Annotated in this window: 17 protein-coding genes and 5 pseudogenes; 6 read left to right on the forward strand and 16 right to left on the reverse strand. The window is 64.1% G+C overall.

The window, feature by feature from the left end; genetic code table 11:
- Positions 1-141: 141 nt before the first annotated feature.
- From NKI67_RS09930 to NKI67_RS10000, 15 genes and pseudogenes are all read right to left on the reverse strand, one after another.
- The gene (locus NKI67_RS09930; RefSeq protein WP_352645214.1) at positions 142-537 is read right to left on the reverse strand and encodes a hypothetical protein; all 396 of its coding nucleotides are present in this window, start codon (positions 535-537) and stop codon (positions 142-144) included.
- 64 nt (positions 538-601) lie between these two features.
- Positions 602-1528: a DUF2493 domain-containing protein gene (locus tag NKI67_RS09935; RefSeq protein ID WP_352645216.1), complete on the reverse strand. Its 927-nt coding sequence runs from the start codon at positions 1526-1528 to the stop codon at positions 602-604.
- Between the two features lie 340 nt (positions 1529-1868).
- Positions 1869-2906, reverse strand: coding sequence for a DUF7146 domain-containing protein (locus NKI67_RS09940; protein WP_352645218.1), 1038 nt, complete (start codon positions 2904-2906; stop codon positions 1869-1871).
- Positions 2903-7234, reverse strand: coding sequence for a strawberry notch-like NTP hydrolase domain-containing protein (locus NKI67_RS09945; protein WP_352645220.1), 4332 nt, complete (start codon positions 7232-7234; stop codon positions 2903-2905). Before NKI67_RS09945 ends, NKI67_RS09940 begins: the two co-directional genes overlap by 4 nt.
- A gap of 113 nt (positions 7235-7347) precedes the next feature.
- Complete coding sequence (locus tag NKI67_RS09950; RefSeq protein ID WP_352645254.1) at positions 7348-7476, reverse strand: hypothetical protein; 129 nt, start codon at positions 7474-7476, stop codon at positions 7348-7350.
- 138 nt (positions 7477-7614) lie between these two features.
- Positions 7615-8092, reverse strand: a pseudogene (locus NKI67_RS09955) (UCP036055 family protein).
- 92 nt (positions 8093-8184) lie between these two features.
- Positions 8185-10308 (reverse strand): ParB/RepB/Spo0J family partition protein, encoded by a 2124-nt coding sequence (locus NKI67_RS09960; protein WP_352645222.1) that lies wholly within the window; start codon positions 10306-10308, stop codon positions 8185-8187.
- A 195-nt stretch (positions 10309-10503) separates the two neighbouring features.
- A complete protein-coding gene (locus NKI67_RS09965) occupies positions 10504-10854 on the reverse strand; it encodes a DUF2958 domain-containing protein (protein WP_352645224.1) in 351 nt (116 codons plus the stop codon).
- Positions 10851-11828 carry an ArdC family protein gene (locus tag NKI67_RS09970; RefSeq protein WP_352645226.1) on the reverse strand — a complete coding sequence of 326 codons (978 nt, stop codon included), beginning with the start codon at positions 11826-11828 and terminating at the stop codon, positions 10851-10853. Before NKI67_RS09970 ends, NKI67_RS09965 begins: the two co-directional genes overlap by 4 nt.
- Positions 11829-12027: 199 nt before the next feature.
- Positions 12028-14022, reverse strand: a pseudogene (ligD, locus tag NKI67_RS09975) (DNA ligase D).
- 1254 nt (positions 14023-15276) lie between these two features.
- Positions 15277-15774 carry a hypothetical protein gene (locus NKI67_RS09980; protein ID WP_352645228.1) on the reverse strand — a complete coding sequence of 166 codons (498 nt, stop codon included), beginning with the start codon at positions 15772-15774 and terminating at the stop codon, positions 15277-15279.
- Positions 15771-16361 (reverse strand): DUF2135 domain-containing protein, encoded by a 591-nt coding sequence (locus NKI67_RS09985; protein ID WP_352645230.1) that lies wholly within the window; start codon positions 16359-16361, stop codon positions 15771-15773. The genes NKI67_RS09980 and NKI67_RS09985 overlap by 4 nt, the downstream gene beginning before the upstream one ends.
- Positions 16354-16923, reverse strand: coding sequence for a MotA/TolQ/ExbB proton channel family protein (locus NKI67_RS09990; protein WP_352645232.1), 570 nt, complete (start codon positions 16921-16923; stop codon positions 16354-16356). Before NKI67_RS09990 ends, NKI67_RS09985 begins: the two co-directional genes overlap by 8 nt.
- Before the next feature lie 39 nt (positions 16924-16962).
- Positions 16963-17340, reverse strand: a complete 378-nt coding sequence (locus NKI67_RS09995) for a hypothetical protein (RefSeq protein ID WP_352645233.1) — start codon at positions 17338-17340, stop codon at positions 16963-16965.
- A gap of 227 nt (positions 17341-17567) precedes the next feature.
- Positions 17568-17846 (reverse strand): annotated as a pseudogene (locus NKI67_RS10000) (integrase core domain-containing protein); the annotation flags it as partial.
- 43 nt (positions 17847-17889) lie between these two features.
- Here NKI67_RS10000 and NKI67_RS33860 point away from each other — a divergent pair.
- The 4 genes and pseudogenes from NKI67_RS33860 to NKI67_RS10015 form a co-directional block, all read left to right on the forward strand.
- Positions 17890-18080, forward strand: a pseudogene (locus NKI67_RS33860) (IS30 family transposase); the annotation flags it as partial.
- 514 nt (positions 18081-18594) lie between these two features.
- A complete protein-coding gene (locus tag NKI67_RS10005; protein WP_352645235.1) occupies positions 18595-19479 on the forward strand; it encodes a LysR family transcriptional regulator in 885 nt (294 codons plus the stop codon).
- Between the two features lie 283 nt (positions 19480-19762).
- The gene (locus tag NKI67_RS10010; protein ID WP_352645237.1) at positions 19763-20173 is read left to right on the forward strand and encodes a DUF1003 domain-containing protein; all 411 of its coding nucleotides are present in this window, start codon (positions 19763-19765) and stop codon (positions 20171-20173) included.
- Positions 20174-20393: 220 nt separating this feature from the next.
- Positions 20394-20543, forward strand: a pseudogene (locus NKI67_RS10015) (IS481 family transposase); the annotation flags it as partial.
- Between the two features lie 95 nt (positions 20544-20638).
- Here the strand turns inward: NKI67_RS10015 and NKI67_RS10020 are convergent.
- Positions 20639-21184: a carboxymuconolactone decarboxylase family protein gene (locus NKI67_RS10020; RefSeq protein ID WP_352645239.1), complete on the reverse strand. Its 546-nt coding sequence runs from the start codon at positions 21182-21184 to the stop codon at positions 20639-20641.
- Positions 21185-21296: 112 nt separating this feature from the next.
- Here NKI67_RS10020 and NKI67_RS10025 point away from each other — a divergent pair, with 112 nt between their 5' ends.
- Positions 21297-22244 carry a LysR family transcriptional regulator gene (locus NKI67_RS10025; RefSeq protein WP_352645241.1) on the forward strand — a complete coding sequence of 316 codons (948 nt, stop codon included), beginning with the start codon at positions 21297-21299 and terminating at the stop codon, positions 22242-22244.
- A 117-nt stretch (positions 22245-22361) separates the two neighbouring features.
- A partial coding sequence (locus NKI67_RS10030; RefSeq protein WP_352645243.1) for a peroxiredoxin-like family protein occupies positions 22362-22866 on the forward strand: 505 nt, incomplete at its 3' end.

Raw genomic sequence — 22866 nt, forward strand, 5'->3', positions numbered from 1 at the left:
CGATGGCCGCGATCACCGCGAAGGCGAAGCCGGAGCGGCGGCACGCTTCGCGTAGTCCGACCCCTTGCGGGTTGATGGCTTTAGGCTATCGGCTGGACCAAGGATCAGCGCAATGGATCGCGGGGTGCGGTCATCTTCAAGTCAGGAGCAGCGGGCGTTGTTGACGCGACGCTCTTGTTCCAGGAGCGTCTGAGCGAGCTGCCGCGCGATGTGGCGGGCGTCGAGCGAGAAACCGGACGGCCATGATCGCGATGGATCCCGTTGGAAGCCGCCACGCTGAAAATGAGGATGAAGCTGGGCGATGACGCTGTGCAGTCGCGGTGGCAGGCCTAATCCAGCTCTCTCGGCGTAACGAGCCGCCTTGTCGAGATCGTGCCCGATATGGCGGCGGTTCCAGCGATCATCGGTCGCGACTCTGAGAAGATGCGACTTCAGGAGCAATTCAATGGCGATGGCGATGGCGTGAAGGGCCGCATTGTTCCTGCCTCGATCCGCCGCCCAGTCAGCGCCATCGAGGCACACGGCGGCATTGCGCAAGAAGGTGTCGGCGGCGCGATGTCCGGCGTGAAGCTTTATAGGAGGGCGTAGGTTCCGACGGCGCTTACGCGCCGCCGTTTCCGAGCCGATAGACCGGGATGCCGAGCTTGCGGGCCTTGTCTGCGAGGTTCTCCTGAATGCCGGTGCCCGGAAAGATGATGACGCCGATCGGCATGACCGCCAACATCTGGTCGTTGCGCTTGAAGGGAGCGGCCTTGGCATGTTTGCTCCAGTCGGGCTTGAAGGCGACCTGCGGCACCTTGCGATGATCGGCCCAGCGGGCGGCGATCTTTTCGGCGCCTTTCGGTGATCCGCCGTGCATCAGCACCATGTCGGGGTGCTTGGCGCGGATTTGGTCGAGCTTTGCCCAGATCAGTTCGTGATCGGCGGTATCGCCGCCCGAGAAGGCGATCTTGGGGCCGGCGGGCAACATGACCTCGGTTTCCGCGCGCCGCTTGGCCGCGAGGAAGTCGCGGCTGTCGATCATTGCGGCGGTGAGATGATGGTGGTTGACCATTGACCCCGCGCGCGGTCGCCAGGCCGAGCCGGTCTGCTGATCGTAGTGGTCGGCGGCCTGGTCACGCATGAGCTCGAAGGCGTCGCGCCGTTCGATCATGGTCTGGCCCTGGGCGGTGAGGTTCTCCAGTTCGACCGCCTTGATCTCGGTGCCGTCCTGTTCGCGATGCAGTCGGCGCTGGGCCTGCTCGTTGTCGTCCAGTTGCCGCTCGATCCGCAGCACGGCGCGGTGGAAGACATTGGTGACGGACCAGAGGAGGTCATCGAGGTCCGGTTCGAGGCGCGTGTCGGCCAGGGTGGCGATGAGGGCGTCAAAGATGTCGGCCACGGCTCCGGCCACGTGGTCGCCACCGGGGAGCGGTCGCGGATCGGGCTCGTCCGCAAATGGGCGCCAGCCATAGAGCTGGAGTTCGGTGAGGATGTGATCGGTCGGAGAAGCGGCGTGGTGCGGTTCGGTGTCGTCGTGCTCGGCCATGGGATGCTCCCGTCGGTTTGACCGCGACCCTCGCGGCCTTCATGGCGACGAGAGCCCACGGGCGGGTTGGCCCGACACCCGCAGCGAAGCGGAGGGCCGGAGCGCAGCGGAGGATGGCGGCGGCCGGCTATTTTGCCTCGCGATGGAAAGGCGTCGCGACCAATCGCTGCCATTCGCGAGCAGTCGCGCACCGCCGGAAAATAGTCGGCCGCCGCCATTGCCTGGCCGGCCAGTTCGTGGGCCGATCGCCCTCTCGAAGGCCGGGTCGCGGCTCTCTGCCGGCGGGTCACTCATCCATGCGGCGCACCGGCACCGCGCGCCGCGCGCTTCCCCTCCCGGCTCATGCCGCCTGTGTCAGATAGCGGAGGCGGTCCTTGCGCATGAGCTGGAACGCAATCGAGGCGCGGAAGGCCGCCAGTCCGAAATGGCGGAGGTCTTCGTTGAAGTCCTCCGTCTCCGGCGACAGCACGATTGCCTCGATTCCGGCGTCCGTCGCGCGCTCGAGCAGGCTGTCTCGGGCACCGTCACCGGCCGGATCGTTGTCGCGGATGACATACAGCCGCCGCAGGTTCGGAGGGAACAGGATGGCGGCAAGATGGGCTGCCGAGAGTGCCGCAGCCATCGCCATATCGGGCAAGGCGCATCTGAGCGATAGCGTCGTCTCGATGCCTTCGCCTGCCGCCATGACGCTGCCGGGTACGCCGAAGCGGACGGCGTTACCGAGAAGGTCACCCATTGCCCTACGCGGCGTGTCGACGGGTGCCTTGCCGGCGCCGTCCGGTGCGAGCCAGGTGCGGTGAGCGCCGGTCAGATGTCCATCCAGATTGGTAACGGCGGCAATCATCGCCGGCCAGGTCTCGGTCGGTCCATGATCGTCGGGCCGGTAGTAGCAGCGCGGATGGAACCGCAGCGATCCGGTGTCGTACAAAGTCGTAATGCTACGTCCACGCAAATAGGTTTCCACGAGGGTGCCGATAATGGGCTTCGACATGGCGACCAGTCGGCTAGCCGCTTCCGGAGATCCAATGGGGACCTGCGTGATCGGCTTGGCCGGTCGGGGTGGCATGGCATCTGGCATAGCGAGAAACACGCGCGCCTCGTCGGCGACGTCCCGGAAGTTGACCAGTCCGAGGGATTCGCGGATGACATCGAGCAGGTCGCCATGCTCGCCGGTAGCGGCGTCGGTCCATTTGCCTGGCGGTCCCTTCGGGGATGGCCGCAGACGCACGAACATCGAGCGACCCGGCGCATTGCGGACGTCGCCGACGGTCCAATAGTTGCCCTGGCGGCGGCCATTGGAGAGGTAGTGGCGGCACACCGCCTCGGCATGTTCGCCAAGGCGGTGTGCGAGGTCGGGTGCAGCGTGACGCGGAATCATGCAGCCTCCCGCTCACTGACCCGCTCGATTGGGAAGCGGTCGAGCACGCGCTCCAGCACGGCGACCCCGTTGGCGTCGATCGGCACGAACATCCTGAGCTTCCACGAAATGATCTCGTGGAAGAGACCGTAGGCGGTGAGGCGCTCCCGCATCGTGTCGGTGAAGCCCGACAATTCGATGCGCCATGCGCCCATGACGCGGCTGCGGCGAAGCTGGAGACCCTCGGCGAGATCGAGGATCGTCCGCCCGTCGATCAGCGCCGCGAGCGCCTGCTCGGGCGATAGCGATGCGACGTCTGTCGCCGTGGCGTTGGCGGCCCAGGCCGGCGAGACACGGCGCCCAATGATGCGCTCGCCCTCGTCGGTCTGAAGTCGATAAACGCGGGTCGACTCGGTTGGCAGACGCTTCCAGATCGGCAACAACAGGCCCGTCACCATGTGCAGCACGGCATCGGTGAACTCGGCAACCTCGGCGACCTCCGCAGTCCATGCTGCGGCGAAAGCTTCACGGTGGGCCTCGACCCAGCGGGTTTCGCCCATAGCCTTGAGCGGCATGTTCTGGCCTTCGATCGGCCGGACCAGGCGCACCCGCCGCTCGACCTCGCCATCGTCGAGCATGACGCTGGTGGTCGGGATCTGCACCGCCGCGCGGCCCGATTGCGCGTTGACGAGCAGCATGGCGCGTGGATCGCCGAGATGATGGAGCGCCGCATCGAGCGTGATTGGCCCATTGCGCTTCCGTTCGGTGATCGTCAGCAGGCGGGTTTCGGCCCCGGTGCGCGGATGGGTGTAGATGACCTGCCGATCGGTGACAACGAAGCTCTCGGCCCGCAGGGTCTCCAGCCCGGCATCATAGGTGCCCGAGGCGATGGCGCCCTCTATCCGCGCCGCGAGCAACTGTTCGAAGGCGACGAACAGCACGCCCTGAAGCTCAATGGTGAGCGCCAGCAAGCGGTTGAGGAAGGTGGTGATGGGCGGCAACTCATCCTTGATGCCGTTGGCATCCATAAGCTTGAGGCCCGTTGCCGCCCCGAAGCGCTCGAGGGAGCAGCCCTCGACCTTGCCGCGCACGATCAGCAGGTAGAGCTGCCGCAGGGCGTCGCGAGCATAGTGGCTTTCAAGATTGTCCTCGGGCCGGAAAAGGCCTTGGCCGCCGGTCTGGCGCTGACCGCGCGTGATTGCGCCCAGCGTGTCTAGCCGGCGGGCGATCGTCGAGAGGAAGCGCTTTTCCGCCTTCACATTGGTCGAGATCGGCCTGAAGAGGGGCGGCTGCGCCTGATTGGTGCGATGCGTCCGGCCCAGGCCCTGGATGGCGGTGTCGGCCTTCCAGCCGGCCTCGAGCAGGTAGTGGACGCGCAGCCGCGTGTTCCGGGCCGAGAGTTCGGCGTGGTAACTCCTCCCCGTTCCGCCCGCGTCCGAGAACACCAGAACGCGCTTCTGGTCATCCATGAAGGCATGCGTCTCGGCGAGGTTGGCCGAGCCGGCGCGGTTTTCAACCACCAGACGCTCGCCCTTACGCACGATGCGACGCGCGCGGCCGGTGACTTCGGCCACGATGTCCACCCCGAAATGCTGAACGATCTGATCGAGTGCGCCGGGCACGGGCGGCAGACTGGCGAGCTTGGCGATCAGCTCGTCGCGCCGCGCGACAGCCTCGCGGCTCTCGACCGGCTGGCCGTCGCGATAGACCGGCCGCGACAACAGATTGCCCTCCGAATCCGTGAAGGGCTCATAGAGCTGCACCGGGAAGGAATGGGCGAGGTAGTCGAGGACGTATTCGCGCGGCGTGATATCGACGCGAACATCGTTCCATTCCTCGGTCGGCAACTCTGCCAACCGCCGCTCCATAAGCGCCTCGCCGGTCGAGACGATCTGGATGACCGCCGCATGGCCTTCTTCCAGATCGCGGATGATTGACCGCAGCAGTGTTGGTGTCTTCATGCTGATGAGCAGATGGCCGAAGAAGCGCTGCTTGGCGCTTTCGAAGGCCGAACGGGCGGCGGACTTCGCCTGAGCGTTCAGCGTGCCGGTGCTGTCCGTCGTGATGTTTGTGGCCTGCATCGCCGCGTCGAGATTGTTGTGGATGATGGCGAAAGCGCCGGCATAGGCATCGTAGATGCGGATCTGCTCAGGCGTCAGTTCGTGCTCGATCAGTTCATACTCGACCCCATTGAAGGAGAGTGACCGGGCGGTGTAGAGGCCGAGCGCCCTGAGGTCGCGCGCCAGCACTTCCATCGCCGCAACGCCGCCGGCCTCAATCGCCTCGACGAATTCCGCCCTGGTCGAGAACGGAAAATGCTCGCCGCCCCAGAGACCGAGACGCTGGGCATAGGCGAGATTGTGGACAGTAGTGGCGCCGGTGGCCGAGACATAGACGATACGGGCCTGCGGGAGGGCGTGCTGGAGCCTGAGGCCGGCCCGACCCTGCTGAGAGGCGGCGACATCGCCCCGTTCGCCCTTGGCTCCCACAGCGTTCTGCATGGCATGGGCCTCGTCGAAGATGATCGCTCCGTCGAAATCCGAGCCCAACCATTCGACGATCTGCTTGACCCGCGAAACCTTTTCGCCTCGGTCATCGAAGCGCAGCGTGGCGTAGGTGGTGAATAGGATGCCTTCCGGCAGCGTCACCGGCTGGCCCTGCGAGAAGCGGGACAGCGGCGTGATCAGCAGGCGTTCCATGCCGAGCGCCGACCAGTCGCGCTGCGCATCTTCGATCAGCTTGTCGGACTTGCTGATCCAGACCGCCTTGCGTCGGCCCTGCATCCAATTGTCAAGGATGACGGCAGCGGATTCCCGGCCCTTGCCTACACCCGTACCGTCGCCGATCATGAACCCTTGCCGGAAGCGCACGGCACCCGCGGTGTCATCGGCCGCAGCGCTAACCACGTCAAAGGTATCGTCGAGCGTCCAGGCGCCGGCGAGATACTCGGTGTGGGCCTCGCCGGCATAGATGACGGTCTCGAGCTGCGCGTCAGAGAGCAGGTCGAGGACGTTCTTCGGCAGGCGCGGCCGGTAGCTCGGCTTGGGTGGCGCCACCGAGGCCATGGCCGCCGATTGAACGAGCTGGGTGGGGTGAGCCCGAGAGCCGGGAATGCGGATCGCCTGCAGCCCGTAGGCTTCATAGATGCCGTCGCTGATCTGGCCCCCCTCGGCCGCTTGCCAGTCGACAGCCTCATATGCGAGGTCGATGGCTTCCGGTTCGGCGATCGACATGCGTGGCGTGGTTCTCGCCGGGCGTGTGAGATAGCCGTGCACGGTGCGGGGCACGGCGACCGCCGATGCCGCGCTGGAAACGGCGGCCATCACGACCGGCGGTCGCGCTGGAAGGCGCTCCTCAATCCACGTGAGGAGCGTTGCCGCATCCGGAGCGATGCCGGGAGCATCCGGGAAGAGGGAGGGATCGTCCGCCGGCATCCTGTCGATGACGGTGAGGCGCGTCGGAAAGGTCGTGCCGTGCTTGGCATAGACCGAGCCATCGATGGCGGCGGAGAAGACCACGCGCCCACGCTCCTGGAGGCGGGTGAAGGCTGGGGTCCAGGCCGGATTTTCGGGGGCAAAACTCGCCCCGGTGATCGTTACCAGCCGCCCGCCGGGCGCCAGGCGTGCCAGCGCCGAGGCGATGTGCCGCCTGGCCGCGTCGGCCATGCGGCCTTCGACATGGGCCATGACGGAGAATGGCGGGTTCATCAGCACCACGCTCGGCATGGCGCTGACATCGAGATAGTCGTCGATCTGGGCGGCGTCGAAGCGGGTGACAGGAACGGCCGGAAAGACGGAGGAGAGAAGCGCCGCGCGTGTCTCGGCAAGCTCGTTGAGGATGAGCGATGCGCCGACGATTTCGGCCAGGATGGCAAGCAGCCCGGTGCCGGCCGAGGGCTCCAGCACACGGTCGGCCGGCGTGATGGCGGCGGCTGTGGCCGCGACAAGAGCGAGCGGGATCGGCGTCGAGAACTGCTGGAAGGTCTGCGCCTCTTCGGACCGGTGCGTATGCGTCAGCATGAGCCCGGCGATCTTCGACAAGGCGGAAAGCCGGAGAGCCGGAGACGCGGCTTTGCGGAACAGCGCCTTTCCGTATTTGCGGAGGAAGAGGACCGTCGCGGCCTCGCAGACATCGTAAGCCTGCTTCCAGTCCCAAGCACCGGTAGTATCGGAGGTGCCGAATGCGGCTTCCATCGCCGCGCGCAGCTTTGGCGCGTCGATACGTTCGCCGCGCTCGATATGGGGAAGCAGGAGGCCGGCCGCAGCCAAGACAGCGGCGGCGCCATCGGTTTCGGCGAGCGGCAGCGATACGACGGCGGGAGCCGCCGCGGCGGGCGAGATCATGTTCATTGTGAGAAACCTCGGGAGAGCGGGACAGGATCGAACCGCGCGGCGCTCTCTCTGGACCGCGAAGGCTCAAACCCGTCCCGCCCACCCTCTCCCTCTCGTCACCGCCGCGGCCTTCACCGCGCGCCACCACGCGATGCCCGCCTCGCGCGTCGCGTTGGCGAACCCAGCAACAGATCGTGCTGGTCGGCGAGCCAGCGTTCGTGTTTCGCGATGACGGCGGCGCGGTCGCCATCGGGGCCGATCCGGAAGGGATTGCCCCACTTGCCGCCGCGGCCGAGTGCTGCTCCTCAAAAAAGCAAACGGCCCGGCGCTCCTTTCGCAGCCCGGGCCCTGGGGTTGGGGATTGACGGTCTATGAGCGTCGGTGTGCGGCCGCGCGGCTCACGCCGCCGCCCGTCCTTCGACAACATCGGCGCCGACCTCGTCGGCGGTGACCTCCTCGATCTGAGCCCTGGCGTGGTGGTTTTTGGCGAGCCACAGTTCGGCCGCCTCCCGACTGTCGGCGAGACTGGAGGAGTTCGAGATTGTCGCCGACCGGCAGCAGCACGCGGACCATACCGATGGCCGGCCGCTCGACGATCTCGTAGCGGAGATCGCTGTCGAGGCTGTGCTCGCGCATGACCGTGACGAGGATCACGCTGCTGGAGGCCAACCTGCCCTCGTTGAGGACGATCGACGCCGGCGCGCAATAGGCGGCCCGCTCGCGCGGTGGCTCCTTGCGAACGAGGCGGCCGAGGCCGTTGCGTCGTTCCCAGGCTACAAGTTTCTTGGCGAACCGCGCAGGTGGTTTCGGCGCGCCGTCCGAATAGCGGATCAACGCGCCGAGCGGGGCAATGTCATAAATGATGTGGGCGAACATGATGGCCTCCTGAAACGAAAAAGGCCCGGCAGGAGGCCGGGCCGTTGAGGTGAAGCGGAGCGGGGCAACGCAAGCCGCCACGTTGGCGGGTGCTATTCGGCGGCGACCGCGTGAGCGGTGACGTCGTCGGCTGCGTCCTGGTCGTCGTCTTCGCCGGCCAGGAATTCAGGCAACGCCGCGACGTCCTCCTCACCCGCCTGATCAACGGGTTGGTCGTCCGCGATCAGGCGCAGTGGTTCCGGCAGCCAGTCACTATGGCCAAGGAGGCGTTCGGCCTCCTTGGCCATGTCACCCTTCTTGAGGTGATTTATGAGCCGAGCCGCCTGCTCGCCGGCACCCTCGCGAACGGCTTCGAGGATGCGGGACTTGGTGACGCGGCCGAGATAGTTCTCGACCGTCGGGCGCCAGCCGGCTTCCAGCATGTCGAGCCCGGTGGCGCGGGACAGCCGATCGGCCTCGTGCAGTCGCCGATCGAGCCCATGCTGGGAGATGCCACTACCGCTAGAGGGATTGGGCCGCTCGAAGAGCGCGTTGATCCCATAGCTGACGCAATGCGCCAGCAGTGCGTGCCGGCTCGCGTCATCGAGAGCATCGAGCCAGATCCAAAGCGCCTCGTCGTCTCCGAAGGGAATATGACCCTTCCACGCCGCTTCGCGTTGGGCGACCGCCTTGGCGGATGGGCTGTCCTTGAGGTCAGCTTCCTGTGCCGACAGGTGGACATGGCGGACAAAGGCCTCGACGCAGCCGGTCGTGGAACGCTGGCCGAAGGTGTCGAGGACAAGTCGGTGCAGCAGCGCCGTGATGGCCACATGCGGGTTCTCGGCTACGGCATTGCGCAGCGCCAGCGTGCGATGCGCCGTGAGTTCGATCACCAGCCGTTCCGGCAGCGGTTTGCCGTCGCCTTCATCCTCCTCGGTGTCGGTCGACTGGGGCCCAATGGTGATGGTAGCCCGATGTACCGTGGGCTCGCCCCCAGTCTGGTTCGCGCCGGCCTCGGCACCGGATTCGGCGCCGTCGACCGGCTCCGAAGCTTCATCCTCGGGTCGGACGTAACCCCGATCGACGACGAGGTCACCATCGTGATCAATGCTGAGGAAGGCGCCGGCGCTGCCGACCTCGGCGGGATCAAAGGTCATCGGCCGGCCCTCGAAGGCCTCGAGCACAGTTTCGATCTCGCCGAGGCGCTGATCGACCTCGTCGGGGAGTTCGTCAGCTTCGGCATACTCGGCTTCCAGCCGATCGTACTCCGCGCGCAACGCTTCGCGCTGTGCCCGCTCCTCGTCGGTCAGATCCGCAGGCGTGCCGGCGAGTGTGCGCAGGCCGTGAGTGTGGCCAAAGGGCAGATCGAGATCCACGACGATCCACTTCCAGCCCTCGGCCGCGATCTCGTCGGCGGCCGACTTGAGCTTGTCGTCGACCAGGCGGTCGAGCAGCGCGGCATCCTGCAGCCAGCCACCATTGTCAGCCTCGAACAGGTCGCGCAGCACCACGCCGCCGGCGGCGACATAGGGGTCGACACCGACGAACAGAGCCCGGCGGTCACTGACCCGAACCGTGGTTTCGGTCAGCATGCGCCGGATCAGATGCGGCTCTTTCGACCAGGAGTTTTCGAGCGCCTCCCAGACCTGCTCCTGACGGGCGTGATCGTCGGTCACGGTAAAGGACATGAGTTGCTCGAGCTTCATGCCATCCTGCTCGTAAACCTCGTGCAGCTTGGCCGAAACCCTGGCCAGCCGCAGGCGCTGCTGCACGAACGTTGCGGACACGAAGAAGCGTGCCGCAATCTCCTCGTGACTGGCGCCTTGGTCGTGCAGGATCTGGAAGGCGCGAAACATATCCAGCGGATGTAAATCCTCGCGCTGAAAATTCTCGGCCAGCGAATCCTCCTCGATCGGGACCTCACTATTGGCGTTGGTGACGACACAGGGAACGGGCTCGGTCTTGACCATTCGCTTCTGCTTGACCAGCAGTTCCAGCGCGCGATAGCGGCGCCCGCCAGCCGGCACCTCAAACATGCCGGTCTCGTTACCCTCGCCATCCAACACTGGCCGGACGTTGAGGCTCTGGAGCAGGCCGCGCCGTGCGATCGACGCGGCGAGGTCCTCGATCGTTTCCCCGCGTTTGATACGCCGTACATTGGACTGGCTCAGCATCAGCTTGTTGAAGGGGATGTCACGTGAAGCGTTGAGGGTGATCTTCTGCTTGGGCGTAGCCATGTGGACTATCTCCGCGACGGGCGGCCGAGATTCTCTCGACCTCCAAACCCGTCACAAAGAAAGGCGCAGCACTCTCACTCTGAGGACTGCGCCGCACACCGAAGATCCGAAGGGGCACAGGGCCGCAGACACGACTTTGCGCATCAGCGGCTCTACGGATTTCAAGCTGAGATCTCACTCGCCGTCTCGGCCAGACTAGGCGGCGTGGTAGAGTATCCGTTCCGCGTCGCGAAGGCTTCCGGCCCGGCGGGCGGCCTCTACCCAGACCGAAATCGGCAGGTCGGTGGCAAAGAGGATGTCGCGCTCGATGCGCATGCCGAAGGGAAGCCGGATCGACGTCATCTCAAGGAGCGAGAAACTGCCCAGCTCGGGATAGCCGAGATCGGCGAGACCGAACAAGGCGTCGCCATCGGCATCCAGCTCGGTCGCGAGCCATACTCCTTCGCCGAGCGGGTTGAAGAGCTTCACGACTGGTGCGTGGTCGGCGTCGCGCTCGCAGCCATTGGCGAGCAGGCGCTCGCGCAGTTCGTCGGTGAGGAGGATCATGCCGCCCTCCTGTCGATCTCGGTCTCATCGACCTCAGCGGAGCCTGGCTTGGCTCCGCTGCCAGGTTGCGGCAGGAAGGCGAGCAGCCAGTCGGCCGCCTTGCTGGCCTGGGAGGCGGCACGAACGATGGCGCGGTTGTCTTCGCGCAGGACATCGAGCCAGGAGGCCAAGTAGTCGGCGTGGCGCACGGTTGGCACGATGCCAAGCGAGGCGCAGCAGAAGGCTGCGTTCATCTCGGCGATCAGTTCCTCGAAAGCATATCTCTTGGTGCCGAAGGCGCCGCGGAGGTCCCGGCCGACGCGGGAGGGATGGCCGGTCGCATGGCCAAGCTCGTGCAGGGCGGTGCGGTGCCAGTCGATGGTCTCGAAATAGGCAAGCGGAGGCGGCACCCGCACGTAGTCGTGCGCCGGCACATAGTAGGCGCTATTGCCGCCGATGCGGAAATCGATCCCTGTCGCCTTGATCAGTGCGTCGACGGCCGGTTCGATCAGTCCGGGCTCTGGTGCGGGCGGAAACACCGCCAGATCGTCGGGCAGATTTTCGCATTGCGCCACGTTGAACACGGTGAAGCGCTTCAGGAACGGTATCGCCTGGGCTGCCTCGCCGGTTTCCCGCGCGCGATTCTTCTCGTCGTCAGGGATGAAGCAATCGGCATAGACGACGGTGGTCCCGTGTTCGCCCTTGCGGACATGGCCGCCCAGCGACAACGCCTGGCGGAAAGTCAGCCAGCCCTGGGCGGGAAAGCCATGCTCGACGACCGCACCCCACAGGATCAGCACGTTGATCCCCGAATAGGCGCGGCCGCTCGCGGCATTGACCGGCATGGCGAGGGGAGCTTTCGCGCCCACCGTCCCCCACGGTTGGACCCAGGGCACGCGGCCCGCTTCCAGTTCGGCGATGATCTTGTTGGTGATATCGTCGTAAAGGCCTGTCCGGTCGGCACCGGCGCGAGCATTGTGGTGATTTCTGGACATCGCAATTCTCCGCGACGGGCGCCGGAGGCCTCTCCTCCAGCTCTCAACCCGTCACGGCAAACCGGTCCGCACTCTCACTCTACGGCGTTGCGGGGGATTCCCACGGAAGCGGCGCAGAAGAGGAGACGCTTTCGAATTTGGGGCAAAGGCGGTCCGCGCCAAATCGGCAAATGTCGCTGACCATTTAGTATGGTTATTGCTACCGGACTGCGTGGCGGATGCGGTCGGTAAGCGTTTGTTCGACGTCGAAATAACCCTCCCATGCTTCGGGCAGCTGAGCCCGCGCGGCGGCGGCGAAAACATCGAAACCGTTGGCGCTTTCGCAGGTAGGCAACTCCTCCCAGCTGACGGGCACCGCGCACGACGCCCCCGCGCGTGCCCGAGTCGACCAGGGACAGATTGCAGTGGAGCCCTGGCCGTTGCGCAGGTAATCGAGAAACATTCGGGCCTTGCGCTTCGCCTTGCTCATGTTGGCGACGAAGCGCGACGGATCTGTACGGGCCAGTAGTTCGGCTAAGTCTTGGCAGAAGCTCTTGACCTCGTCCCAGTCTGCCGCCGGGGCGAGCGGCACGACAACATGAACGCCCTTGCCGCCGGACAGCAACGGCCACGACTGCAGTCCAAGCGCTTCCAGAATGCCCCGAATGTCGAGGGCTGCCTGCTTGACGGCAGTGAAGCCCAAGCCCTCGCCGGGGTCGATGTCGAAGATCATGCGGTGCGGCAGATCCGGCTGCTGGCGACGGCTTCCCCAAATGTGGAATTCGAGCACGTTCATCTGGGCGCCTGCGATCAGCCCAGCCAGGTCATCGACCCACAAGATGCGGCTTTCTTTACCGGACATCTTCTCCAATTGGCCGTCATGGATGGCCTTGGGCATGCCTGGCATTCTGTGCTTCTGAAAAAAGGTCTGTTGGAGGTCGCCGTCGGTATCGCGCACCAGCGAAAGCGGCCGATCCTGGATGTGGGGCAGCATCTTCTCGGCGACCACGGCGTAGTAGGCGGCGAGCGTGGCCTTGGTCACCTTGGTCCCGGGATACATGACGTTGTCCGGATGCGTCAGTTTGACACCGACAGCAGCGGCGATCTCCTTGCCGATTCCCGGATCGAGATTGGCGGAGCCAAGATTTGCCGGCGTCTTCGGCATTTCCATCACCACCTGGTCGGCTCGCTTGTCTTCGCGCATGCCCCTAAAGCTTGGATGCAAGCTGCCGTCCGGTGTCACTTCGGCATAGGTAACCTCGGCGACAAGCTCGGGCTTCACCCACCTGGCACGTCGGGCAATGTCTCTCGGAACGGAGGCGAAAGCCGGTTTCTCAACACGGCGTTTCTCGAGCTTCGCGAGGATGTCCTTGCGCATCGCCTCGGTGAACCCCGTGCCGACGCGGCCGCGATAAATGAGCTGGCCATTGTCGTAAGTGCCGAGGATCAACGATGCCATGCCACGTCCTGTGTCACTTGGGCGGTAGCCGCCGACGACGAATTCCTGTCGCTTCGTGCACTTGATCTTGAGCCAACTCCAGGTGCGGTCGCCGACGTAGTAGCTGTCGGCGCGCTTGGCAATGACGCCTTCGTGGCCGCCCTCGCACATGGCGTCGAACACTCTTTTGCCCTGGTCGACGATGTGGCTGGAGAATTGCACGCTGTCGTCAGGGCGGCGCGCGCCCAATAGGGACTCAAGTCGCGCCTTGCGCTCGAGGAGCGGCTAGTTCGACAGATCTTCGCCATCGAATTCAAGCAGATCGAAGGCGTAGAACTTGAGGGGCATACCCCCGGCAATGCCGGTTTTCAGCATGGAGAAGTTCGTGCTGCCGTGGCTGTCGATGGCGACGATCTCACCATCGATCAGCACCGCGCCCTTGGTCAGTCTCTGAAGCGGCGGCAGGATCACCTTGAACTGTCGGGTCCAGTCGTGGCCATTTCGGGTATAGACGACTACGTTCGAGCCGGAGATGGCGACTTGGGCACGATAGCCGTCAAACTTCATCTCGAAGAGCCAATCCCCGCCCACCGGTATGTGGTCTGTCAATGTGCAGAGCTGGAAGGACCGACACCCCGGCAGCGGATATGTAGGGATAGATTCTGAGTCTCTGCGCCGTGTGCGCCTTTTGCTGATGCTGAGGATGCCGTCTACAGCCGACATGCGGAACTCGGATACATAGTCCGATTCATTACCATGTCTGGGATTCGGTTCCATGCCCAAGCATCTCCGCGCCGGCGACCGTCGGCGCTAAAAAGGAAGAACGGCGTATAAGCCGCAGTCCTGCGCGCGGCCGCAACAGCGGATCATTGTCGAGCGTAGGACGGAGGAAATTCGCCCCCGCCGGGGGCGGTGAACGGGACAGCCGTAGGAGCGTCAGCATAGCGCCGGCCGCAGGACGGGACGCGGGACCGACTGTCCCCGTCCGCGGTGGTCCGCATGTTTTGCGTCGAAGCCGACCGGGCGAGATTGCGCGCATTTCCGGTTCCCGACAGGCCGGCTGCTGATCGTCGCAAAGTTATTGGATTTGCCAGCACCAGCGCCGAATTGATCTGCAAGAATCGATGAGGTTTTGCATCCCTTCAACTCCCCTCAATTGCGCGGCAGCTTGTGAATTTCCAGCCTGACAGGGCCGCCCCTGTGGGCGGATCTGGAAACAAAGCGGAGGCGACACCGGACGTAGCAGCTATCGACGCGCGGATTAAGGTTGCCGAAGAAAGCCTGAAACCTAGCGCTGAACGCCTCAAGGAGGCGGTTTCTCAGAAAGTCGAAAAGATGGGCCAAGCATCGCCCACGAAACGGCGAAACTATTTCGATATTTTCGCGACAACGGTCCCCGATCCCTCGGCCTGGCTGCCGCGGAAGTCCGTAATGAACCGCGAATTGCGGGTCTTTATGCGAATTCACGAGCGAAGCGTAGCGCTCAGAAAGTGCAATGCCAGCCGCGGACGGAATCTCGCAGAAGCGTGAAAAGATCCGGTTCGGCCCGCCCATCGGAACGAGCAAGGAGAGCCAACAGAGGGCATTGTTGCGTCGATTTGCTTCTGACGGCATCCCTGCCGCGCTTGCGGAGGGTTGACCTATTTCCACATGCTTTCCTGCACTTCTTGACGACTCTGAGATTGTCAAAGTCGGCCGCGCTCGGAACGTTTCAACCGAACCAGCCATGCCTCCTAGCGCCTCGCGCGATACCTCGCTTCGCGGCCCTACGATGACCGACTTCACCTGAAGGTGTGGGGAGAACGGTAGGAATTAATGCGCCAAAGCCAAACTCGTATACCAATAATGATATCACGCATTTATGTTTGCAAACGCAATCGCTGTCTAGGGCACTGGCCACGGACTTCCGCCGTCCCACTGACCTCTCGCTCGACTCACCATCCTCGATCCGGGATTTCGTCATCGTCGACCGTAACAAGATGGTCGTGGCCTATGCCGCCGACGGGCATACGCTCTCGGCGAGAAATTCGATCACGACCGCGGCTGCGTATACACGAGCGGGCGCTCGCCGCTCTGGTAGTCCTTTACCGGCAGGGCCGGTTGCGGCCGTGCGTAGAACATCGGCTCGCGGGTATCGAGACCAGCATCGGCGGTCTGCATCTTCATCTCTACCCCAGTGCCGTCGGCTTCCGCCTTGCCCATCGCATCTTGAAGTTGTTGCGCGGCTTGTTGGCTCCATGGCAGCACATAGAAGCGCGGCTCAGTCGAGCCGGGCGTGGTGAGCCATACGTAGATGGCTTGGTTCTCGACCGGGACGGCGCCCACCACCTGGGCTTTTGCCGTGTCACGCCACTCGAGCGTGAGCGGCTTGGGACGGCCAAGAAGCTCGCTGGCGCCGACATAGACGATGGTGATCAGCGCCAGGAAGATGCCGACCGAGAGGGTGCGGCGGGCAATGCCTGCATGCGGCAGGATGACGAAGATGAACACCCCGAGCAGCAGGGCGAAGATGACGGGAGCGATCATCATTGGGAGGCCGCCACGCGTAGGGGTTTGAAGATGCTGTTGATGCTACCCGGCACCAGTTGGCCGGTCGGATCGAGCCGGAATCTCAAGGCGGTAAGCTCCTGGTTGGGCTTGCGCAGCTGGACCGTCGTTGTGGCCAGCGGCGTTGAGGACTTGGTGGAATCGGTCTTCACATTGACAGTTATCTTCACCGGGACGGCATATGTGACGTTCACGCCGCGATACATGTGAACATTGATGACGTATTCGCCTGCGGGAGCTCCCCGAGAATAGGCGACCTCATGGTTGGAGTCGGTCATGTCCTGCGCCATGCCGAGGTCGTCGCGCAGCAGATCGAACACCTTGCCGCTCTTGTTGGAGTAGCCGACCGGCACATCGCCGGGCGCCTGGACCCACAGATCGACATCGGCGTCGAGCTTGTCGGGCCACTGCGTCTCGACTGTCACGTTTCCGGGCGCCGTGACGCCATCGGTCTCGCTCGCCTTGGCTGGCGGGTTCATCACCGTCATCATGAGCGTGGTCATGAGGACGAAGCCGCCGAGCATCAGGAGAGCGGTGTCGAGCCAGACAGTAAGGGTTTCCTCATCCATCGAAGTTACCGAGCAGGCGAAGATTGATCTTGAGCCACAGGTTCGTGGCTATGCCGAGCAGCGTCGCATAGAGCGCGACATACATGCCGTCGATGACCGACCCGATCATCGAACGGATTGCATTGGGATCGGCCGTGCCGCCGGCGCGCGCCGCTGAGAAGGCGACGATGAGCCCAACCACGGTTCCGAGCAGCCCGATCCGCACCACATGGGTCGCCAGCCAATCGACATCGCGCCAGCGCCGGAAAAAGACGCACAATATGCCGAGGGCACCGATGGCTGCGATCAGCCAGCACAGAAACGCGTTGTTGCCGGCGAACGGTTTGCCGGCAACGCCGACGGCCCACAGCCCGACGATACCGGCGGTGCCGATCGCCTGAAGAACGATGAACCGCGACAGAAACGCCTTTGGAGCGCCGAGGTCGGAATGCGTGTCCGACAGCCCGCGGTCAACGGCGTGCGATCCCAAGTCGGCTGCCTGCTCTGGCCAGAGCTTCTGAGCGACCGGACTGGGCCACGGCTTTTGCCGCGGTGCGTTTTCGCGGGAATAGATATCTACCATCTTGCCGCTCCTTCTTTTGCGATCCATTTATCTATGCGATCAGGCGCCGCGCTCGCCCTTGGCGCCGACCCGCTTCAATTCTTCCCAGCCTTCGCCGGCCGCGACGAGGCAGCTTGGGCCGTTCGGCTGGCTTACCATGATCGTCCAGGTCTCGCCGTCATCGCTGGTCAGCACTTCGACGACCGAGCCGTTTTTGGCCAGGCCGAGGGCAACCGGCGTTTCCTTGAATCGGCTGGAAAGTTGCTTCAGGATTTCCGGCCGCGAGCCGCACGGGGGCAACCCGCTCGCCGTGGCTGCTGGCGATGCCGCCGCCACCGGCATGGCGGAGATGGCGACCAGCGAGACTGCCGCGCCCATCGCTTTGATGCGCGTCGACTCAAAACGTGACTTAACCTGTTTGAGAGTTTGGTTGGACATCGGGACCTCCGAGTTTGTGCGAAGGCAGGCCTCTCGGCCAGCCCTGCGGTCGATTCAACCTTCGTGCCAAGGGTGTACTTGTTCGCACCTGCTATTAGCCTTGCAGAGTACTGCAGGAGTCACGGTGCCTTCCATTCTACCAGGGTTTACTCGGCTAACTGATTAGTCGGGGAAGCTCAACCTTGGTATGAGCGAGATGGCCTGCTGCCGGTTTTTCGGACATGAGGTTAAGCTAACATAGCTCGTTCCTCAAACTCGACGGGGCTCAGACTGCCCAGTGTCGAGTGCCTTCGCCGAGGGTTGTAGGAGCGCTCGATGTGATCGAACACATCCGCCCTGGCGTCATCCCTCGTCCTGTACACCTTGCCGGCCGTCCGCTCGGTTTTCAGCGACGAGAAGAAGCTCTCCATCGCCGCATTGTCCCAGACGTTTCCCGACCGGCTCATCGAGCAGGAGATGCCGTGGTCAGCCATCAGTCGTTGGAACTGCTCGCTTGTGTATTGGGCACAGTCAAACGGCCGTCGCAACACCAGAGCGAAGGAGGTTGCGATGGGCATTCGAAAGCGACGATCACACCGTTCTGAACGAGCGCCGTTGCCGTCACCGGGACGGCCACCCGTAGCGGGGCGTTCTGAACACCAGCGTTCTGGTTGGGGATTGCGCAGGGGATGACCAGCGAGGATGCTGCGCTGGCGGCTGGTTTGTCGCAGCCTGTTATCTGGCAGCCTCCTCGGAAAGCCCATTCGGTTGCGTTGCGCCGCCGTAGCGAGTAAAGCCGGGCAAATCGCTCCAAATTGCATCTAGGTGCGTCGCGATCCCGGCGCCATTCCAGGCTTCCTTCGCAAATTCCCTCTCGCGCTGCGATCGAGACGCGCGGAGTGTGCCTGGCGCCGAGCGGCCAGCCTTCACGTCCTGCTCGCGGCATCTCGTCGCCGACACAGGTAGCGGCGCCGGGAGCACGAAAGTTAATCGTCTCTCATTTTTCGAGAGACAATGTCTCACAAACATCTAATTATATTGCAAGTCGATAGGCACTACCTCGCCTGGCAGCGGAGAGCATGGAGCCGCCGAGGAGACCGATGAATGCCTGGAAAACCACACTTGAGACCGCAGTCGACCTTTTCGGTTCAGACGAGCACGGGGGCTTGGGATCGCCGCCGTCTGCGCTGTCTCGGCGATCGCCGCCGCGCTCGGTTCGAACAGCCTTCGCGCTGGCCCCGGCCTCCGTGTAGCTCACCGCGAGCGCAGTAAGCGATGAACGATCGACTGTCAGCACTCAGACTGTTTGTCCGCGCCGCGCGCGTCGGCAACTTCTCCAGTGCTGGGCGCGAACTCGGCCTGTCGCAGCCGTCTGCATCCCGGCTGATTGCCGCGCTCGAGGAGGAGGTCGGCGCGACGCTCTTCAGCCGCACCACGCGAGCGGTGACGCTGACGGAGGCCGGCGCGACGTACCTGACGCGCGTTGAGGCGATCCTGGCGGCGCTCGACGAGGCCGACCACGAGGTGCGTGGAACGGGAGAGTTGCGCGGCTCGCTGCGCGTCGGCACGCCGTTAAGTTTCGGGCTCAGGGAAATCATCCCGCGGCTTCCGGCGTTTATGAAGCAGCACCCGGCGCTGAAGATCGAGCTCCGGGTGACTGACCGCTACCCAGACCTCGTGACTGAGGGCATCGACGTGTCGTTCCAGTTCGGCGCCCTCCCCGACTCGAGCGCGACGGCGCGCAAACTCATCCACCAGCCGAGGATACTCACGGCCTCCCCCGACTACCTACGGGAGCGCGGCACGCCCACGATGCCGTCGGACCTCGCGCACCACTCGGTGATCATCAGTCCAGCGCATCCCTCGCCGACTTTCTCCTTCCGCAAGGACGGCCGCGTCACCTCCGTGCGCGTTGACAGCCAGCTCGCTATCACCATCAACGAAGGCGCCACGGCAAGCGCCGTCGCCGGGCTGGGGATCGCCGCGTCAAGCGAAACAAGCGCGCGGGCAGAGCTCGAGGCCGGGGAGCTCGTGCGGGTGCTGCCTGACTGGGATTTCGGCTCGATGGAAGTGAATGCGCTCTTCGTCAGCGGAAAGACGATCAAGCCTGCCGCCCGAGCATTTTCCGACTTCCTTCTCAGGGAGCTCCGTGCTGGTTAGGACGGCTGCGGCCAGGGCATCGCCGTGACAACGGCGGCATTGCCGGGAGTTATTGATACAATACTTTTACCCCGTCCGCGTGGAAGCTTAACGCTAGCGCAATCAAGCGGAACGGTACTGGCAGCGTGGAAGAGAGGGCGGAAGACCAGGACGGCATCGAACAGGCCGAACGCGACCTGCTCGCCGACCTACGGCGAGCGCGCCGCTCGCTACGACTTCTGGGCATGGATGAGCCCCCGGCGGTTGCGCGCCTGACGCGCCGGGGCAAAGGATAGCAGACGCTGTGGCCACCGTAATGGGCTCGTGGACCTTCATCATCATCCAGAGCGGGATCCTTTTTGCATGGATAACCGCCAATCTGGTCGGCACGATAAGGGGCTGGGACCGGGGCTGGGACCCCTGCCCGTTCATTCTTCTCAATCTCGCGCTTTCGTTCCAGGCGGCCTACGCCGCGCCGGTCATCATGATGGCCCAGAACCGGCAGCAGGACATCGATCGCACGGCAGCGGAGAACGACTACCGCATTAACGTAAAGGCGGAACTCGAGATAGAGTTGCTGCACGAGAAGATCGACCAACTGCGCGAGCGTGAAGTCCTTAAGCTTACCGAGGCCGTCAGGATGCTGACCGAGCTGCAGCAGCAATCGGCGTCAGGTACATGCGGGTCCGATGCGGAAGGCGGACGGCCTTTATAACGCGCGGCTATCGATTTCATGGCGTGACGTCATTTCCCATTCGCCACGCGGAATTCCATGCTGAGACGGTACCGTGTTCATCCGACCGCACAACAGCTTAGTTTGTTCGTGCGGCGACGACACACTCTTCACCCGCCGACGGAGGAAATCCGCCATGGTCACTCGCGGTTTCACAGGCCATCAATCCGGACCAGAACTGTCGAAACGGATCCCCCCGGGACAGCACCTCGTCGACTTCATCTCGGCCTACAACTTCGGCCGCAAGCTCAAAGGTCTCACGCTCTATGAGGCCATCTGCAAGGCTTGGGCCACTCAGCCCGAACGCTTCAAGCTTGATCCGCTCCAGCAAATGCCGGGACTAAACATCTAGCTAGCGCTGCTCGTAGACGCGCTTGACACCGGGCCGCGGGGGCCATCGAGACATTGGATTCTCCAGCCCTCCCCTCTCCAAGGAGGGCACGTCCGTTAGGCTGCCTTGGCGGGACTGACCGCGGGAAAATCGATCGGGGTCTGCACCGCATTGTTCATGAAGTTGGTCAACAGGAACTGGGCAGTCAGCGCGATCATCTCGACAATGTTGGCGTCGGTCCACCCGGCGTCTTTGACCGCTGCGAACTGGGCGTCGGAAACTTTGCCGCGCGTCTCGATGAGCGCCTTCGCGAACGCCACCGCAGCCTGCCGCTTCGGGTCGCCTGAACGGCCCTGCCGGTTCAGCGAGATCTCCTCTGGGGGTATCTTCGCCAAGTTCGTCGAGACGTAGCTGTGCGCGGCAAGGCAGTAGTCGCACCCGTTAGCCTCCGAGACTGCGAGCGCGATCCCCTCCCGAGTCTTCAGGTCGAGGGTCTTCGACACCGGCCCCATCAGGCCAGCCCAACCGCCGAGGGCGTTCGGGCTGATGGACATGAGGCGATAGTGGTTCGGCACGAAGCCGAGCATCTTGTTGACGTTGTCGAGAATTGCCTGGGATTCGGCGGGCGCGTCGTCGCGCCCCGGAATGGTGATACGGGACATTTTCTTCTCCTGACTCTGGCCGACTCGGCCTTTCAGCCTCTGAAATAGCCCCTACCGTTCGGCAGCATAATCCGGTAGTCGTGAGAAATGGCCTCTCGGAATGTGAGAGAAGATGGACCGGCTTGAAGCAATGTCGATTTTGGTAGCCTCGGCCGAGGCTGGCAGTTTCTCCGCGGCGGGCCGGCAGCTCGGAGTCCCCTTACCGACCATCAGTCGGAAGGTCGCTGACCTGGAGGCGCACCTCAATACCCAGTTGCTGGTCCGCTCGACGCGGAAGCTGTCGCTGACCGAGGCGGGGCTCGCGTACGTAGCCGCGTGCAAGCGCATCCTGGAACAGGTCGACGAGGCGGAGTCGCAGGCCGCCGGGGAGTACACCGTCCCGCGGGGGACGCTGGCGATGACGGCGCCGATCGTCTTCGGACGCCTCCACGTCGTACCGGTCGTGAACGAATTCCTGGCGCGCTTCGCTCAGATCAATGTTCAGCTGACGCTCTCCGACCACACGATCAACATTGTCGACGAGCACATCGACCTGGCCGTCCGCGTCGGCGCGCTGCCCGACAGCACGCTCGTCGCGACGAAGGTGGGCGAGATCCGGCGCGTGGTCTGCGGCAGCCCCGGCTACTTCGCCGCCCACGGCGTCCCGAAAACGCCCGATGACCTGGCCGACCACATGTGCGTGACGTTCACGGCCCTGGCGTCTGGGATGACGTGGATCTTCAACCCGCGCGGCAAGGCGACCAAGGGAGTGCGCCCCTACTGCCGGCTGAAGATCAACACGGCCGAGTCCGCGATCGACGCGGCGATCGCGGGCGTCGGCGTGACGAACGTGCTCTCCTATCAGGTCGCGCGGGCGGTGGCCGCGGGGAAGCTCAGGCTCGTCCTGCAGGACTATGAGCCCGACCCGATCCCGGTGCACCTGGTGCACGCGGGACAGGCGATCCTGCCCCTCAAGCTGCGGCGCTTCACGGAGTTCGCCGCGTCTCGGCTGCGCAAGTCGCTGGCGGCCGACCTGGCCAAGCTCTCTGCGCCAAAGACCAGCGTCGAAAAGAAGAAGTAGCCAGCTCACTCGCGGGCGATCATTCATGCATGACAAAAATAACTCAAACTCGCGCGGAAAGACTACCGGAGCCGCACTGGACAAGCGATTTTCCCACGGCAAATTGGGCGCCGAAAAATGTTACTCCAAGACAGACTGGATGCTCTGAAAACTGAGTGCCTCGCCAAGACCCCGCCGAAAGTGACGCTGGTTCGACAACGGGCGGTGGAAGCGCTCGCCGCATCCGGATTGGCCGAGCGGGCCGCGCACGCCGGGGAGCAAGCCCCCTCCTTCCAGCTGCGTGACGGCCACGGCCGGTCGTTCTCGTCGCGCGAGGCGCTGCGTCGTGGCCCTATCGTCCTCGTATTCTACATGGGGAGATGGTGCCCCTACTGCAACGTCGAACTCCGGGCGATCGAGTCGGCCTCTCACGACATACGCAGCCTCGGCGCTTCGCTGGTCGTCGTCTCGCAGCAGACGCCTGACAACAGCCTGGAGACGCAGAGGCGCAACGGGCTTTCGTTCGCGAGCCTGGTCGATGCTGGAGGCGAGGTCGCACACGCTTTCGGCCTGCGTTGGAAGGCCTCCGACGAACTGCGTGCGGTCGAGGAGGGCTGCGTTGATCTCGCGGCCTTCAACGGCG

Origin of the sequence: Mesorhizobium sp. M0408 (assembly GCF_040321495.1) — a bacterium.
In the GTDB taxonomy this organism is placed as follows: Bacteria; Pseudomonadota; Alphaproteobacteria; order Rhizobiales; family Rhizobiaceae; genus Mesorhizobium.